The 16,243-nt window shown below is 68.5% G+C and carries 16 protein-coding genes; 8 read left to right on the forward strand and 8 right to left on the reverse strand.

Annotated elements, in window-relative coordinates; genetic code table 11:
* Positions 1-32 precede the first annotated feature (32 nt).
* On the reverse strand, positions 33-815 hold the full coding sequence (locus EV643_RS05940) for a phytanoyl-CoA dioxygenase family protein (RefSeq protein ID WP_133798939.1): 783 nt from the start codon (positions 813-815) through the stop codon (positions 33-35).
* A gap of 51 nt (positions 816-866) precedes the next feature.
* Here EV643_RS05940 and EV643_RS05945 point away from each other — a divergent pair, with 51 nt between their 5' ends.
* Genes EV643_RS05945 through EV643_RS05960 form a run of 4 tightly spaced genes read left to right on the forward strand, consistent with a single transcriptional unit; the run spans position 867 to position 4,133 of the window.
* Positions 867-1,673, forward strand: coding sequence for a helix-turn-helix domain-containing protein (locus tag EV643_RS05945; RefSeq protein WP_238165382.1), 807 nt, complete (start codon positions 867-869; stop codon positions 1,671-1,673).
* A gap of 17 nt (positions 1,674-1,690) precedes the next feature.
* Positions 1,691-2,545, forward strand: coding sequence for an ABC transporter substrate-binding protein (locus tag EV643_RS05950; RefSeq protein ID WP_133798940.1), 855 nt, complete (start codon positions 1,691-1,693; stop codon positions 2,543-2,545).
* Entirely contained in the window at positions 2,542-3,393 is an 852-nt protein-coding gene (locus EV643_RS05955; RefSeq protein ID WP_133798941.1) for an amino acid ABC transporter permease, read from the forward strand. Before EV643_RS05950 ends, EV643_RS05955 begins: the two co-directional genes overlap by 4 nt.
* Entirely contained in the window at positions 3,390-4,133 is a 744-nt protein-coding gene (locus EV643_RS05960) for an amino acid ABC transporter ATP-binding protein (RefSeq protein ID WP_133798942.1), read from the forward strand. The genes EV643_RS05955 and EV643_RS05960 overlap by 4 nt, the downstream gene beginning before the upstream one ends.
* On the opposite strand, the gene EV643_RS05965 is transcribed toward EV643_RS05960, so the two are convergent.
* From EV643_RS05965 to EV643_RS05980, 4 genes are all read right to left on the reverse strand, one after another.
* Positions 4,130-4,546 carry a YciI family protein gene (locus tag EV643_RS05965; protein ID WP_133798943.1) on the reverse strand — a complete coding sequence of 139 codons (417 nt, stop codon included), beginning with the start codon at positions 4,544-4,546 and terminating at the stop codon, positions 4,130-4,132. The two genes, EV643_RS05960 and EV643_RS05965, sit on opposite strands and share 4 nt — an antisense overlap.
* Positions 4,547-4,625: 79 nt before the next feature.
* A complete protein-coding gene (locus EV643_RS05970; RefSeq protein WP_133798944.1) occupies positions 4,626-6,131 on the reverse strand; it encodes an Nramp family divalent metal transporter in 1,506 nt (501 codons plus the stop codon).
* A 96-nt stretch (positions 6,132-6,227) separates the two neighbouring features.
* Positions 6,228-6,875: a response regulator gene (locus tag EV643_RS05975; protein WP_133798945.1), complete on the reverse strand. Its 648-nt coding sequence runs from the start codon at positions 6,873-6,875 to the stop codon at positions 6,228-6,230.
* The gene (locus tag EV643_RS05980) at positions 6,827-8,131 is read right to left on the reverse strand and encodes a sensor histidine kinase (RefSeq protein ID WP_133798946.1); all 1,305 of its coding nucleotides are present in this window, start codon (positions 8,129-8,131) and stop codon (positions 6,827-6,829) included. The genes EV643_RS05975 and EV643_RS05980 overlap by 49 nt, the downstream gene beginning before the upstream one ends.
* A 234-nt stretch (positions 8,132-8,365) precedes the next feature.
* Here EV643_RS05980 and EV643_RS05985 point away from each other — a divergent pair, with 234 nt between their 5' ends.
* From EV643_RS05985 to EV643_RS06000, 4 genes are all read left to right on the forward strand, one after another.
* A complete protein-coding gene (locus EV643_RS05985) occupies positions 8,366-9,409 on the forward strand; it encodes a fatty acid desaturase family protein (RefSeq protein ID WP_133798947.1) in 1,044 nt (347 codons plus the stop codon).
* Between the two features lie 61 nt (positions 9,410-9,470).
* Complete coding sequence (locus tag EV643_RS05990) at positions 9,471-9,770, forward strand: Rv1322 family protein (protein WP_133798948.1); 300 nt, start codon at positions 9,471-9,473, stop codon at positions 9,768-9,770.
* A gap of 14 nt (positions 9,771-9,784) precedes the next feature.
* The gene (locus EV643_RS05995; RefSeq protein WP_133798949.1) at positions 9,785-10,546 is read left to right on the forward strand and encodes an alpha/beta fold hydrolase; all 762 of its coding nucleotides are present in this window, start codon (positions 9,785-9,787) and stop codon (positions 10,544-10,546) included.
* A gap of 214 nt (positions 10,547-10,760) precedes the next feature.
* Positions 10,761-11,453: a PIG-L deacetylase family protein gene (locus EV643_RS06000; protein WP_133798950.1), complete on the forward strand. Its 693-nt coding sequence runs from the start codon at positions 10,761-10,763 to the stop codon at positions 11,451-11,453.
* Positions 11,454-11,501: 48 nt separating this feature from the next.
* On the opposite strand, the gene EV643_RS06005 is transcribed toward EV643_RS06000, so the two are convergent.
* The 3 genes from EV643_RS06005 to ccrA form a co-directional block, all read right to left on the reverse strand.
* Complete coding sequence (locus tag EV643_RS06005) at positions 11,502-12,986, reverse strand: AI-2E family transporter (protein ID WP_133798951.1); 1,485 nt, start codon at positions 12,984-12,986, stop codon at positions 11,502-11,504.
* Positions 12,983-14,755, reverse strand: a complete 1,773-nt coding sequence (locus EV643_RS06010; protein WP_238165383.1) for a transposase — start codon at positions 14,753-14,755, stop codon at positions 12,983-12,985. Before EV643_RS06010 ends, EV643_RS06005 begins: the two co-directional genes overlap by 4 nt.
* A gap of 132 nt (positions 14,756-14,887) precedes the next feature.
* Positions 14,888-16,219, reverse strand: a complete 1,332-nt coding sequence (ccrA, locus tag EV643_RS06015; protein WP_133798952.1) for a crotonyl-CoA carboxylase/reductase — start codon at positions 16,217-16,219, stop codon at positions 14,888-14,890.
* Positions 16,220-16,243 lie beyond the last annotated feature (24 nt).

The raw sequence follows: 16,243 nt of genomic DNA on the forward strand, positions 1-16,243 counted from the left end.
GTTCGAACCGGTGGGTCGCGGCTGACTGGATCTCACGGTTCCGCGCCGGCGTAGTCGCCGCAGGGGCCGCCGCCTACCGCTGCCGGGATCGACAGGGTACGGCGGTCGGGGCGGACGAGTGGGTCGTAGAAGGCGGCGATCTCGGTGCTTGCCTCGGGGATGTAGTGGAAGATCAGCGAACGGCGGAACCGGTCGGTGCTGGTGTTCGGCCTGGAGCCGTGGACCACGCTGCCGTGGAAGAACAGCACATCCCCGGCCCGCATCCTGGTCTGCACCTTCCGCAGCCCGTCGGGGATCGGCACCTCGACATCGGTGAACGACTCGGTCAGGTCGGCCGGCTCCGGGCAGACGAGCTCGGTCCGGTGCGATCCCGGGACCACCGCCAGCCCGCCGTTCTCGGCGTCCACGTCGTCGACCGCGATCCAGGCGGCCAGGCAGGTCTCCGGATCGGCTCGCAGGAAGGTGTTGTCCTGGTGCATCGCCTGGCCCCGAGCACCCGGCGGCTTGAAGTAGAACATCGACTGGGCACCAAGCGGCGGCCCGATCAGCAAGGTCGCGACATCGAGGATCCGGCTGTCCAGCATCAGCTCCAGCGCGAGCCGGCCGGCCTCGACCTCCGGCCGCCGGTGCGGGTGCACGAAACGCGGATAGCGGGCCAGCGGGTCCTCCGCCGGTACGCCGTCGTCGATCGCCAACGAATGGTCGACGGCGACCTGCTCCATGAATACGGTCCTGATCCGGTCGATCTCGGCCGGGCTGAGCAACTGAGGGACCTGAACGATCCCGTCTCGCTGGTAGATCTCGGCAACGGTCATATCAACGAGTCTGCTCGCCGCGACCCTGATCCGGGGATACCGTAAAGAGCTGTGAACCTTCGAGATCCTGCTGTCCCGGACTCGTACACCCCGATCGTACGACGGCTGCTCACCGGCGAGTTCGACGAGGGACCGGGGTACGCGACGTACCGGCGTCGTGGCACCACCGACTGGCTCCTGGTCCAGACCCTCGGTGGTCGCGGGCACTTCAGCGCGGTGATGGCGGACCCAGGCACGATCACGCTGGTCCGACCGGGCACGCCGCACGACTACGGCGTCGAGGAGGAGCTGCGGCACTGGCATTTCCTCTTCGCACACTTCCACCCCAAGCCCGACTGGCTGCCGTTGCTGGACTGGCCGGAGGTTGCCCCCGGCATCGTTCAGCTCCGGCCCGGCGTACCGGCCGCCGAGCGGATCGCGGACCATCTGCGCGAGGCGGTCCGGCATCAACTCAGTGTGCTGCCACAGGGTGAGCTGCTCAGCGTCAACAGCCTGGAGGCGGCGCTGCTCTGGTGCGACACCCAGAATCCGAAGGCGATCCGGATCGACGACCGGCTGCTCCGTGCGATCGAGCTGATCGACCACGATCTGAAGGCGACCCTGGACGTGCCGCGGCTGGCCCGGGCGGTCAACCTGTCGGTCTCCCGGTTCGCCCACCTGTTCCGCGAGCAACTCGGGGTCGGCCCGCAGCAGTTCGTCGAACGCCGCCGGCTGGACGCCGCCTGCCGATTGCTCGAGCTCACCACCCGGCCGGTCGCCTCGGTCGCCGCCGAGGTCGGCTACCCGGATCCGCTCTACTTCTCCACCCGATTCCGCCGCCACACCGGCACCAGCCCCACGGCGTACCGGAACCGCTGAGCCTTACCCTTGCAGGCATGAATCCTCGGTCTCTCGTGGCGCTGGCCACGTTCGCTGTTGTCGGTCTGGTCGGCTGCGCCCCGGAGAACCAGCCGACCGGTACGTCGTCCCCGTCCGGAGCCGATGCTTGCGGCAAGGACAAGCTGGCGTTGAAGGTGCCGGGGACGTTCTCGGCCGGCACCGACAAACCGGCGTACGAGCCGTGGTTCTCCGGCGACGACCCGAGCAACGGCAAGGGGTACGAGTCGGCGGTGACATACGCGGTGGCGGCCAAGCTCGGGTTCCAGCCGGGCGAGGTGAAGTGGCAGACCGTGCAGTTCAACACCGCGTTCGCACCGGGGACGAAGAAGTTCGACGTGGACGTGAACCAGATCTCGATCTCCGAGGACCGCCGGAAGGCCGTCGACTTCTCCACCGGGTACTACGACGTCCGGCAGACCGTGATCACCACGGCCGGCAGCAAGATCGCCACGGCGAAGTCGATCGCCGAACTGGCCGACGCCAAGCTCGGCGCCCAGGTCGGGACGACGAGCTACACGGCCCTCCGCGATGTGATCAAGCCGAAGCCGTCGCCGGCCGTGTTCGACACCAACGACCTGGCCGTGCAAGCCCTGAAGAACAAGCAGATCGACGGCATCGTGGTCGACCTGCCGACCGCGTTCTACATGACCGCGGCGCAGCTCGACGCCGGCAAGATCGTCGGCCAGCTCCCGGCCGGCGCGCAGGCCGAGCAGTTCGGGTTTGTACTGGAGAAGGGCTCGGCGCTGACGGCGTGCATCTCGCAGGCGGTGGACGCGCTGAAGACCGACGGCACGCTGGCCAAGCTCCAGCAGCAGTACCTGACCGAGGAAGGCGCACCGGAGCTCTCGTGAGCGACTGGCAACCCTCGGCGCTGCAGGTCGAGCGGCTCGCGTACCGGCGGCGACGGACGATCCGGTCCGGCCTGATCGCCGGGATCAGCACGGTGCTGCTGGTCGCGCTGGCCGTTGCCGGGATCGGGTCGACGCCGGGCTGGCCGCGGGTGCGGGAGACGTTCTTCGACCTAGACCGGGGTTGGGAGGCGCTGCCGACCGTCGCTCAGGGGTTGTGGCTGAACATCCGGGTGATGCTGGTCTGCGCGGTCCTGATCGTGATCCTCGGGATGACGCTGGCGATCATGCGGACGCTGCGGGGTCCGGTGTTCTTCCCGCTGCGGATGTTCGCCGCCGCCTACACCGATGTGTTCCGCGGGTTGCCGTTGCTGCTGGTGATCTTCCTGCTCGGCTTCGGCGTACCGGCTCTGCAACTGCGCGGTCTGCCGAACGAGGCCGTCATCTGGGGTGGCGCCGCGCTGGTCCTCACCTACTCGTCGTACGTCGCGGAGGTCTTCCGGGCCGGCATCGAGTCGGTGCACCCGTCGCAACGGGCCGCGGCGCGCTCCCTGGGGTTGTCGCACCGGCAGACGCTGCGGTTCGTCGTACTGCCGCAGGCCGTCCGACGCGTGATGCCGCCGTTGCTCAACGACTTCGTCTCACTGCAGAAGGACTCCGGGTTGATCGCGGTGCTCGGCGTGATCGACGCGATCCGGGCCGCGCAACTGGAGACGGCCGAGGACTTCAACTTCACCCCGTACGTCGTGGCCGGGCTGCTGTTCGTCGCGTTGACGATCCCGTTGACCCGGCTGACGGATTGGGTGGCGCGACGACAAGGCTGGTACGGCGGGGGAGGTGGTCCGGTATGAGCCTGTTGTCCATCCGCGGCGTGCGGAAGACGTTCGGGGCCAACGTGGTGCTCGACGGGTTCGACCTGGACGTCGAGCAGGGCGAGTGCGTCGTACTGATCGGCGCGTCCGGCTCGGGCAAGTCGACGTTGCTCCGCTGCGTCAACCTGCTGGAGACGGTCGACGACGGCGTGATCGAGCTCGACGGCACCGACATCACCGATCCACGCGCCGATGCCGACCGGATCCGCTCGGGGATCGGCATCGTCTTCCAGTCCTACAACCTGTTCCCGCACCTCACCGTGCTCGACAACGTCACGCTCGCCCCTATCCGCGTCCATGGCGTACGCCGTGACGTCGCGCGGGCGCAAGCCCTGGAGATGCTGGACCGGGTCGGACTGGTCGAGAAGGCCGGCGCGAAACCGGACGAGCTGTCCGGCGGTCAGCAGCAGCGGGCCGCGATCGCCCGGGCGCTGGTGAACTCGCCGAAGCTGATGCTGCTCGACGAGGTCACCTCGGCCCTGGACCCCGAGCTGGTCGGCGAGGTCCTCGACCTGCTCCGCGAGCTCAAGGCGGACGGCATCACGATGCTGATCTGCACCCACGAGATGAGCTTCGCCCGCGAGGTCGCCGACAAGGTCTGCTTCCTCCACCACGGCCGCCCGCTCGAGGTCGGCCCACCCGGCCAGGTCCTCGCCGACCCGAAGGAACCCCGCACCCGCGAGTTCCTCAGCCGAATCATCAAATCCGGCCGCCTCTAACCGAGGGGGTTGAGTTCTTCGAAGTCGGCTGGTCCCATGACTCGGCGTACGCCGATCGGCTGCTGCAGCGGGACGCCGCCGGGGCCGGGGACCTGCGAGACGAGAGCGGCGATCTCGATCGCGCGCTCCTCGGACTCGACGTCGACGATCTGGTAGCCGGCCAGCAGTTCCTTGGACTCCGGGAACGGGCCGTCGGTCACCACCGGGGCGGAGACGCCGTCGGCGGTGACCTTCTTCGCCTGGTCGGGCCTGGTCAGCGACTCGCCGCCGATCAGCTCACCGCTCGCCCTCAGTCGCTCGTTGAGCTCACGGTAGTAGTCCATGTGCGCCTTGATTTCCTCCGGCGACCACTCGAGCATCGGCATGTCGATCACACCGGGGCTGTAGTCCACCGTCAGCAGGAACTTCGTCATCTCTGGCTCCAATCCGCTCGCGCCCAGTTTGGCGCATTCACCACGGAGACGAAGCCGGCGGCGCGCTCTCGACATCCAGTCAGAACGTGACCAGCGGATCTCCCACGAAGTCGGCGATGAAGTTGATGAAGAAGAACCCGAAGAACAGGAAGTTCAGCACCAGGATCACGTAGTGCCACCAGTGCGGACGCGCCGGCCTGGGCAGTTTGCTGTTCAGGTACATCAGCAGGAACGGATAGATCAGCGCGCCCAGGTTCGACATGTTCGCGGACCACTGGACCAGGCCGACCGGCAGCGCCAGGTGGATGATGACCGAGATCACCACCAGCAGCACGAGCATGAACGGGTAGTAGAACTTCCGCGGGTCGCCCTCGATCCGTGCCCGCAGTCTGGAACTGCTCGCGTGGGAGGCGTCAGTGGTGACCCGGACCATCGCCTCGAAGATGCCGAGCTGGGTGCTGAACAGGATCAGGACGCCCATCAGCAGCGCGATGTAGAAGATGAAGCTGCCGTACTCGCCCTTCAGCACGTCGGCGACGAACGTCGGCACGTTGGCCTGCGTCGGCGTATCGCCGCTGATCTCCACGGCGCGCGTCATCAGGATGGTCGGCAGCAGCATGCCGAGCATCGCGCCGACGAAGAAGACACCCCACATGTCGGTCAGCAGCAACCGGTACCACCGTCGCCACAAGCCGCGGTTCTTCTCGTCGTCCGGGAAGGTGACACCACTGGCGAGCAACTGCTTCCGCTCACCGCGCATACCGGCCAGATAACCTGCCCGGTGGCCCATTCCGTAGCCCTTGTCACGGTAGTGGCCCATCACGTACCAGTTCAGGCCCGAGGCGAGCGCGGTGAAGCCGGCCAGCGCGCCCAGCTGGGTCGCCGAGATCCCGTCCGGCGGCGCCGCCGGAGTGAAGAAGCCGCTGATGCCGTCCCACCAGATCCGGCCGGGGACGATCACGATGTCGATGATCAGCAGGCCGACCAGGATCGAGACGACCATCACCCAGTTCGCCAGCTCCAGCGCACGGCTGATCCGCCGGGCGGCCGCGGTGATGGCGAACACCAGCACGAGCAACAGGATCGCGTAGATCCTCGGTTCCTCGGCGTCACCGGAACCAGCGACCCGGCCGTGGACCAGCGCATAGACCCCTTGCCCGGCCGACGCCGCCCAGCCGCCGGCGATGAACGCGAAGATGATCAGGAAGACCGACGCCGGGACCCAGAAGAACCAGCCCGGCGGCACCCGTCCCCAGCCGACGACCGGTACCTCGCCGGTGGCCACGACGTACCGGGCGCACTCGACGTTGTAGAACGTCTGCAGCAGCGCGGACACGGTGATGATCCAGCCGACGCCGACGAACCCGTACTGACCCACGTTGAGCGGGCCGAGCAGCCATTCGCCACTGCCGATGGAGATCCCGAGTGCGATCAGGCTCGGGCCGATCGCGAACTGGATCAGTTCGCGCGGGCCGATCCGTCTGACCTTGAAGACTTCCTCGGGGGTCGGCAGGTCCTGGACCGCCAGGTCCGGACGGCTGACACCGAGAGGGTACGTGTTCTCCGACTGCACGATATCGGCCATCTGACTCTCCTCTGGCCAAGCGAGACCGGGCGTGAACCGCCGTGCACCTGACCCGATGGTCACGCGCGGTCACGGCCTTGGCAAGGCCTCGCGGGGTCAGCGAGAGGAGAGGTAGGTGAGCACCGCCATCACCCGGCGGTTGTCGTCCTCCGACGGCGGCAGATCGAGCTTCGCGAAGATGTTGTTGGTGTGCTTGGAGACCGCCTTCTCGGTGACGAACAGGCGGCCGGCGATGGCGGCGTTCGAACGGCCCTCGGCCATCAGCCCGAGTACTTCGGCCTCGCGGGGCGTCAGCCGCTGGATCGGTTCGTCCCGGGTGTTGCGGGCCAGCAGCTGACCGATCACGTCCGGGTCCATCGCGGTGCCGCCGGCCGCGACCCGGCGTACCGAGTCGAGGAACTCGGCCACGTTCGACACCCGGTCCTTGAGCAGATAGCCGACCGCGCCTCCGCCGCCGGTGAGGAGCTCGCGAGCGTACAGCTGTTCGACGTACTGCGAAAGCACCAGGACCGGCAGCCCCGGGACCTTCTGACGGGCCTCGATCGCGGCCTTCAGACCCTCGTCGGTGAAGGTCGGGGGCAGCCGGACGTCGACGACGGCCACATCCGGCCGGTGCTCGACGAGCGCGGGCACCAGCCGGGGGCCGTTGTCGACGGCTTCGACGACCTCGAAATCGTGGGCTTCCAGCAGCCGGATCAGGCCGTCCCGGAGGAGGGCGTGGTCTTCAGCGATGACGACTCGCAAGGCAACTCCATGATCACGGTGGTCGGTCCGCCGGTCGGGCTGACCACCGTCAACGTACCGTCGAATGCGGCCAGTCGCCGCTCGATACCGTACAGCCCGCCACCGGGTTTCACCTCGGCGCCGCCGACGCCGTCGTCACCGACCAGGATGTGGAGTTTCTCCTGCTCGTGGGTGATCTGGACCCACGCGTTCGTCGCGGCCGCGTACTTCACCGCGTTCGCCAGCGCCTCGGCGACCGCGAAGTACGCCGCGGACTCCACCGGCGCGGGCGGCCGGCCCGGTACGTCGAAGGTGACGTCGACCTTGAACGGGCAGCTCATCGCCAGTGCCTTGACCGCGCCCTCCAGCCCTCGATCGGCGAGCACGGGCGGGTGGATGCCACGAACCAGGTCGCGCAGCTCCGACAACGCCGTACTGGCTGATTCGCGGGCCTCGGTCAGCAGCGCGGCGGCCTGGGCCGGGTCGCGGGTGACCATCTCCTCGGCCATCCCCAGGTTCATGCTGAGCGCGGCCAGCCGGGCCTGGGCGCCGTCGTGCAGGTCGCGTTCGATCCGGCGCAGCTCAGCCGCCTGGGTGTCGACCGTCTCGGCCCGGGACTCGGCGAGCTCGCGGACCCGGATCGCCAACTGGGCGCTCTCGGTCGGGCCGAGCAGCGACTTGGCCAGGTAGGCGTTCGCCTTCAGCAACCGCTCACCGGACGCGGACCAGATCAGGAACGCGAACAGCCCGAGCGGAACCATCAGGAAGGCGGTCGCCACGTTGAGCTTGAACAGCCCGCCGAACGGCTGGTCGAACACGCCGTCCGGCGTCACCCAGACCAGGAACGGGTAGATCAGGTAGAACAGCGAGGCCAGGAACAGCACGGCCGACAGCAGGTTCAGGGTGAAACCGATCACAGCGTTGACCAGCAGCCAGGCGATGTCACGCCAGGTGGCGGGGTCGGCGAGCGTGGTCCGCAGCCACATCAGCACGCCTGGCATCGGCGGCTTGCGATAAGGCTTGGGAATCCGTACGCCGAGAACGCTGGACATGATCATCCGGTGCCCGTTCGCGAACCAGCGGGTGCAGGGCACGAAGACCAGCAGCATCGGGATCCCGACCCAGACCGCGATGAGTGGCACCGCGACCACGTTCAGGACGAAGAAGGCGATGCCGAGCTCCGCCAGGATCGCCAGCCCGAGCGCTACGAAGGGTTGCGCGAGCCGTGGGAACCGCATCGGCGGCACCGCCGGCGCGGTGGTCTGGATGGTCGTCATCGTGTCTTCTCCCGTGTGGTAGGCCCAGGGGGCGGCCCCGCAGTTCCCATCATGACTGAGGGTGCGGTCCGGCTCAGTGGTGCTAGACCCACCGTCACCAGGCGGATAAGTCCCCCAGGATCCGGGTGATACCACTCATGTGCTCGACCGCTGGGCCGACGAGGGTGGATCTTGTACGCTGGCCGCGGCTGTACGCCTAGGCCTCTCCCCACCGCTCCCGAGATGAGGACCTTGATGGCACAGCCACTTGCGTTTGCCCCTACCCGCCGCCGGACCGCCAAGGGCAGTGACTTCGCCCCACTGCTGCGCGAGGTCAAGGAAGCGGGCCTGCTGGAACGCCGGACCGCCTCGTACGTGATCGCGATCGCACTGAACGTGACGCTGGTCGCGGCGACCTGGGCCGGGGTGATCCTGCTGGGCAACTCGTGGCTGCAGCTGTTGCTGGCGATCCCGCTCGCCGTCCTGACCACGCGGGCCGCGTTCTTCGGTCACGACGCAGGGCACCAGCAGATCGGCAGCTCGCGGAAGCTGCACGACCTGATCGGCAGGCTGCACGGCAACCTGCTGTGCGGGATGAGCTACGGCTGGTGGAACGACAAGCACAACCGCCACCACGCGAACCCGAACCACACCGACAAGGACCCGGACGTCGGCGAGGGCGTCCTCGTCTGGACGCTGGAGCAGGCGGAGGGCCGCACCGGTCTGTACGGCTGGCTGACGAGGCACCAGGCGAAGATCTTCTTCCCGCTGCTCACCCTGGAGGGCCTCAACCTCAAGGTGTCGAGCATCTCGTTCCTGATCGGCCGTTTCAAGCGTCCTGAGGCCCGGCTGGAGCTGGGGCTGATCGCCGCCCACCTGACCCTGTACTTCGGTGCCCTGTTCCTCATCATGTCGCCGGGTAAGGCGATCGCCTTCGCCGCGCTGCACCACGCGCTGTTCGGTCTGCACCTCGGCAGCGTGTTCGCGCCGAACCACAAGGGCATGGAGATGCCCGATGACGACAGCGACTGGGGTCACCTGGAGAAGCAGGTGCTCACCTCGCGCAACGTGAACGGCGGCCTGGTCACCGACTGGATGATGGGCGGTCTCAACTACCAGATCGAGCACCACCTGTTCCCGAGCATGCCGCGCGCCAACCTGCGATTCGCGGTCCCGATCGTCCAGGGGTACTGCGAGCGGATCGGCATGCCGTACCTGAGCACCGGGCTGATCGAGTCCTACCGGATGGGCCTCGGCCACATGCACGACGTCGGCGAGGACCTCCGCGAACAGCGCTGACCTGGTCTGCGGCGTACGCGGTCGCCCGGCGGATTTAGCCGGTCGATAGGCTCGGGGTGTCATGTCACCCCGAAGGCGAAGGCCCTCCAAGCACACGCGGCCGGTCAGCGACCGGCCGCTGCTCGGCGGTACCCAGGACCGGGAGAGCCGTTCCGACGGGGACTGGATCGTCCGGCGGGTCAGTGGATCGGCCGCCGGCAAGGCGTACCGGTGCCCGGGGTGCGACCAGCAGATCCTGCCGAACACGCCGCATGTGGTGGTCTGGCCGGAGAACCCGAGCCTGCTCGCGGTGATCGGCGGCGGCCAGTCGCTGGACGAACGGCGGCACTGGCACACCGCCTGCTGGCAACGCCGTCATTAGTGGGAAGGCAACTGATGGAGCTTCCGGTCACGTCGTACGGCGAGAGTGGTACGCCGGTCGTGGTGATGCACGGGTTGTTCGGATCCGGCCGGAACTGGATGACGGCCGCCCGTAGGCTGGCCGATTCGCACAGGGTGTTCGCCTTCGACCTGCGCAACCACGGCAGCTCGCCGCACGTACCGACGATGAGCTACCCGGAGATGGCCGAGGACGTCAGGGAGACGATCGCCGGCCTCGGAGTCGGCCCGGTCGCCCTGGTCGGCCACTCGATGGGCGGCAAGACCGCGATGCTCACCGCGCTCACCCATCCTGAGGTCGTCGAGCGCCTCATCGTCGTCGACGCCGCCCCGGTCGCCTACCCGCCGGCCTTCGTCGAATACGCCAAGGCGATGCGCTCCGCCGATCTCACCAACATCAAGCGGCGGGCCGACGTGGATGCCCAGCTCGTCGACGCGGTCGAGTCGCCCGGCACCCGCGCGTTCCTGTTGCAGAACCTGATCCTCGATGAGTCCGGTGCCCGCTGGCGCCCCAACCTCGAGGTGATCGAGGCCGCCCTCCCCGCCATCTCCGGCTGGCCCGACGTCACCGGCACCTACACCGGCCCCACCCTCTTCATCTACGGCGGCAAGTCCGACTACGTCCGCGCCGACCACCGCCCCACCATCCAGTCCTACTTCCCCCAAGCCCAGTACGCCGAAATCCCCGAAGCCGGCCACTGGGTCCACGCCGAACGCCTGGACGACTTCCTAACCACCCTCACCCCCTTCCTCACCTGAGGGGCCTGTACCGATCGACATGAGGTAGTCCCCCGCTCGACAGCCCTCCACGCCTGAAACCCACCAACCGAACGCCTCGACCACCGACCACCTCATGTCCATATGCACGCCAGCCGCCTGAGGCCAAGGGTGCTGAGGTTAGGCGTTGCCGGATTGGGGCGGGATTGGGTAAATTTCCTTCCGACCGTTGTTGGTGGTTCGGAGGTGGGTGACTGTGCGGAGATCCGTGCTTGCTGTTGGGGCGCATATCGGGGACATGGACCTGGCGGCCGGGGCGGTGCTGGCGCAGTTGGTGCTTGAAGGGGCGAACGTGACGCTGGTGGCCTTGACGCCGGGGGAGCGGGGGCATCCGCGGTTGTCGCCGGCGGAGTACAAGCGGCAGAAGGTCGCCGAGGGGGAGGCATTCGCGACCGCGATCGGCGCGGACTTCATGGTGCTGGGGCACAGCGAGGGGTTCCTGCCCGACACCGATGAGGCGGCGCTGGAGCTGGCCACGATCATCCGGGAGAAGCAGCCGGACACCGTGATCACGCACTGGAAGCACAGCCGGCTGCGCGATCACGTACACGCCGCGAGGCTCACCGAACGAGCCCGGTACCTGGCCGATCTCCCGATGGATCACGAGCTGCCACGGCACGCCGTACGGACGTTCCTGTACGCCGAGAACGCGGAGGACATGGAGTCCTTCGAACCGTCGGCGTACGTGCCGGTGCCGGACGAGGCGTTCTATCGGTGGGTCAGCGCGATCCGGCACCAGGCGTTCGCGCGGGGCGAGACCGACGGGTTCCGGTACATCGACTACTACACGGCGCTGATGACGATGCGCGGGTGCCTGGCCGGGTACCCGCGAGCCTGCGCCTTCGTCGACCCCAAGGGTCCGGAAGTGAGCAAGCTCGCGGGACCCTGACGCCGACCGGCCGCCGGGACCTGTGGTGCCCCGGCGGCGTTGCGTGGGTCAGGAGGCGTCGGCCTTGCGGACCCAGACCTCGCGGATGATCAGCAGGATCGCGGCCGCGGTCGGGATCGCCAGCAGCGCGCCGACGACGCCGAGCAAGGCGCCACCGAGCAGCGCGGCGATCACCGTGACCGCGCCCGGGATGTCGACCGCGCGGCGCATGATCCGCGGCGCGACCACGTAGTTCTCGATCTGCTGGTAGATGATCCCGTACGCGAGGCAGGCGACCCCGACCCAGAGCCCGTCGGTGAAACCGATCAGCGCGACGATGACGACACCGATCAGCCCACCGACCATCGGGATGAACGCGGTGAACATCACCACGATCGCCAGCGCGACGGCGTACTCGCGCAGGCCTACGATCTGCAGGAAGACGAACATGAAGAACCCGGCGCACAACGCGACCAGGAACTGACCGCTGACGTAGCCGCCGACCCGGTTGAGCACCTCGTCGCCGAGGATCGAGAACCGGGTCCGCCGGGTGGCCGGGACCAGGCTGTACGCCGCCCGCTTCACCGACGGCAGTGAGGCCAGGAAGTACAACGTCAGGATGAGGATCGTGAACGCCGAGAACAGCGCGTTCGCAACCACCCGGCCGACCCCGAGGACACCGCCGAACGCGCGCTGCGCCAGAGCGGGATCCTGGATGTACTCGGTGGCCTTGTCGATGAACTTGTAGCGATTGTTCAGCTCGTTCAGCGTCTCGGACTTGGTGAGCAGGTCGAAGTACTCGGGGGCGTTCCGGATCAGGCTGTTGATCTGGTCGGTGACGACCGGGACGATCGCGAAACCGACACCGGCGACCGCGAGGATCATCAACAGGAACACCACGCCGACCGACAAACCGCGCTTCAGGCCGCGGCGCATGAACCACTCGACCAGCGGGTTCAGGCCGACAGCGATGAACATCGACACGACCAGCAGGATCAGCACCGACTTGGCCTGGCCGAGCGCGTTCCACAGTCCCCACGCGACCAGTACGCCGAGGGCGGCGAAGAAGCCGAAGACGAACGGGTTGGAACGCCGCAACGGCGGACCGGGCGCACCCATGCCCACCGACGGGTGCCGCTCCTCGATCAGCATTTCGCTGACCAGATTCCCGTCCCGCTCCGCTTCCTCCTCGGCCTTCTCAGCCTCGTCCGCCGATTCGTCGGCGTGCTCGGCCGACACCTCCGCATGCTTCGCCGAGGCTTCAGCGTGGTCGGCCGACTCATCGGCGTCCTCGGCCGAGTCCTCCGCCTGATCCGCGGACGTCGCGGCTTGGCCGGCGGAGGTTTCGGCTTGTTCAGCGCGGGTTTCGGCCTTGTCGGCGGCGGCTTCGGCGTGCTCCGCCGCGGCCTTCGCCTGCTCGGCCGCCTCCTGCACGTCTGCGACCTGGGTGTCGGCGTCCTGCGACTCGGCGACCTGGGTCTCGGCCCCGGCACTGCCGCCGGGGCCGCTGGTGTCCTGCGGTCGTTTGGAGTTGTCGTCGCCGGTAGGCGTCACGGCCGATCCTTCGTGGACTGCTCGTCCTCGTCGGCCTTGACATCAGCGTCGGCGGTGCCCTTGTCCTCAGCCTTGTCGTCAGCCTTGAACTCGGCCAGATCGCCGGGCTTGCCGTCCGTCTCGTCGGCCGCCTTCGCCTCCGGTTCCTCGGCTGCCTGCGGCTCCTCGTCCGACGCCGGCTTGAACGGGCTCTCGCCGCCCACCTTGGTGTCCTCGTTCATCAGGTCGTCGAGCCGGAACTCGTCGATCCTGGTCTCGTCCCGCCGCTCCTCGGGCTTGTCCAGCACCGCCGGATCCACCCGCAGGTCGGTGTCGATCCGGGTCTCGTCCACCCGCGCACTACCCGCACTGCTCCCGACGAACGGGCTCTCGCCGCTGAACACCGCGGCCGACGTCGGCGACGAGTCGCTGACCGGGGACTCGGCCGGCTGGTACGACGAACCACTGCTCGACGGACCACTGCTCGACGGCGGAGCGTCGTACGCGGGCTCGCTGTACGTCGGCCCGGCGTGCGCGGTCGGCGCGGCGTACGAGCTCGGCGGCGGCGCGAACGGGCTGCTCTCGGCCGGTCGGCCGAAGCCACCGCCTTCCGTCGGCCGGTCGAAGGGGCTGGTGCTCGACGGGCCGGCGACCGGCGGCGTCGAAGGCAGCGGGTTCGTGGACAGCGGGCTCGGGGCGGCCGGGGGAGTGCTGAACGGGCTGTACGCCGGGGCCGCGGTCTCCGAGTCGAGCTCGGCGGCCTGGCGGGCGATGTTGCTGGCGATGTCGTTCAGGCCGGCGATCTGGGCCAGGATGCCGTCCCGGCGCTTGGCCAGCCGCTCGGTCTCGCGGGCGATGATCGTGCGGGATCGCTCGGCCTCGTCGGCGGAGCTGGCCAGCTCGGCCTCGGCCCGGGTCCGCGCGGCGGTCAGCACCTGCTCGGCCTCGCGGCGGGACCGGGTCAGCGTCCGCTCGGCCGACTCCTCGGCCTCCTGGCGGATCTTCCGCGCCTGCTCGGTGGCCTCGGCGACCCGGCGCTCGGACTGCTCGGCGGCCTCGCGCATCTGGGTGGTCAGGTTGTCGGTGTCGGCCGCGATCTGCTGGTGCTTGTCGGCCAGCTCTTTGGCCTGCTGCTCGCGCTCGTCGGCGAGCCGGGCGCGCAGGGCGGCGGACTCGCGCTGGATCGCGGTGCGGATCTTCTCCGCCTCGTGCAGCGCGCCGTTCTTCAGCGTGCTGGCCTGCGACTCGGCGGTCAGCTGCAGCTGCTCGGCCTTGCGGCGGGCGGCCGCGAGCACCTCGGCGGACTCGGTGTCGGCGGTACGGCGGATCTCGGCGGCGTCGCCCTCGGCGCTGCGGCGCAGACTGTCGGCCTCGTTCAGCGCGACGGTGCGGATGTCCTCGGCCTCCCGCTCACCGGTCGCGCGGACCGCGGCCGCTTCCTTGGCCGCGGTCGAACGCAGCTCCTCGGCCTCGCGCTTGGCCTCCTCCAGCGCCTCGGACGCCTGGTCCGTGGCGAGCCGGAGGATCTGCGCGGCGCGGTCGCCGAGCCCGGCGTACGACGGGTTGGCGCTGGCCTCGAGCTGGCGCTTCGCCTCGTCCAGCTGGCGCTGCAGCGGGGCGTGACCGGACTGGAGCTCGTCGACCCGGTTGCGCGCGTCGGCGAGCTGCGCCTCGAGCGCGCGGACGTAGTCGTCCACTGCATGTTTGTCGTATCCGCGGCGCGCGACGGGGAAGCCCCCGGCAGCGGTCGCCGTACGGTCGAAGAACGGCAGGCTCGACTCGTCAGGCATCCCTGAGTGTCCCTTCTGGCGGCTCGGTTGAATCCCCCAGCGTAAGCCTGTCAGAACACGGGGGCGCACACCTAACCGGGTGTACACCTGGTACTACGTTCCGCTGGTTGCGGGCGGCGGGGATGCCCGGGGTCAGCGGTTGCGGAAGCGGTTGATCTGGGGTTCGTGGGCGGCCCGGAGTTCGGGGTTGCTGATGCCGAGGCCTTCGGTCGGGGCGAGGGTGAGGACGGCGACCTTGCCCTGGTGCAGGTTGCGGTGGACGTCGTACGCCGCCTGCGCGGTCTCCTCGAGCGGGTAGACCCGGCTGACCGTGGGGTGGACCATGCCCTTGGCGATCAGCCGGTTGGCCTCCCATGCCTCGCGGTAGTTGGCGAAGTGCGAGCCGATGATCCGCTTCAGGTTCATCCACAAGTAGCGGTTGTCGTACTCGTGCATGTAGCCCGACGTCGACGCGCAGGTGACGATCGTGCCGCCCCGCCGGGCGACGTACACGGACGCGCCGAAGGTCTCGCGGCCCGGGTGCTCGAAGACGATGTCCGGGTCGTCGCCGCCGGTCAGGTCCCGGATCCGGGCGCCGAACCGCTTCCACTCCTTCGGGTCCTGGGTGTGTTCGTCGGACCAGAACTTGTACCCCTCCGCCGACCGATCGATGATCAGCTCGGCACCCATCGCCCGGCAGATCTCCGCCTTCTCCGGCGACGACACCACGCAGACCGGGATCGCCCCGCCGTTCAGCGCGAACTGGGTCGCGTAGGAACCGAGTCCGCCCGACGCTCCCCAGACCAGGACCACGTCGCCCTGCTTCATGTTGGCGCCGTTCGCCGACACGAGCTGCCGGTACGCCGTACTGTTCACCAGTCCCGGCGACGCGGCCTCTTCCCAGGTCAGGTGTTCCGGCTTCGGCATCAACTGGTTCGACTTGACCAGCGCGAGCTCGGCCAGGCCACCGAAGTTGGTCTCGAATCCCCAGATCCGCTGCTCCGAGTCGAGCATGGTGTCGTTGTGCCCGTCGGGCGACTCCAGCTCCACGGACAGGCAGTGCGCGACCACCTCGTCGCCGGGCTTCCAGGCGTTCACACCGGGCCCGGTTCGCAGGACGACGCCGGCCAGGTCCGATCCGACCACGTGATACGGCAGGTCGTGTCGCGCGGTCAGCGGTGAGAGCTTGCCGTACCGCTTTAGGAACGCGAACGTCGAGACCGGTTCGAAGATCGACGTCCAGACGGTGTTGTAGTTGATCGCGCTCGCCATCACAGCGACCAGGGCCTCGCCGGGACCGAGCTCCGGGGTCGGTACGTCCTCGAGATGGAGGCTCTTGCGCGGATCCTTCTCCTTCGTGCTCAGCCCCTCGAACATCGTCGACTCGTCGGCGTGCACAGTGATCCCGCGGTAGTGGTCGGGTACCGGGAGCTCACCGACGGCGGCACTGTCACCGGCGAGGATCGCGTCGAGGATCTGCTTCACGTCAAAACCTCCAGGAACGGCGGT

This window comes from Kribbella caucasensis, from assembly GCF_004361855.1.
Taxonomy (GTDB): Bacteria; Actinomycetota; Actinomycetes; order Propionibacteriales; family Kribbellaceae; genus Kribbella; species Kribbella caucasensis.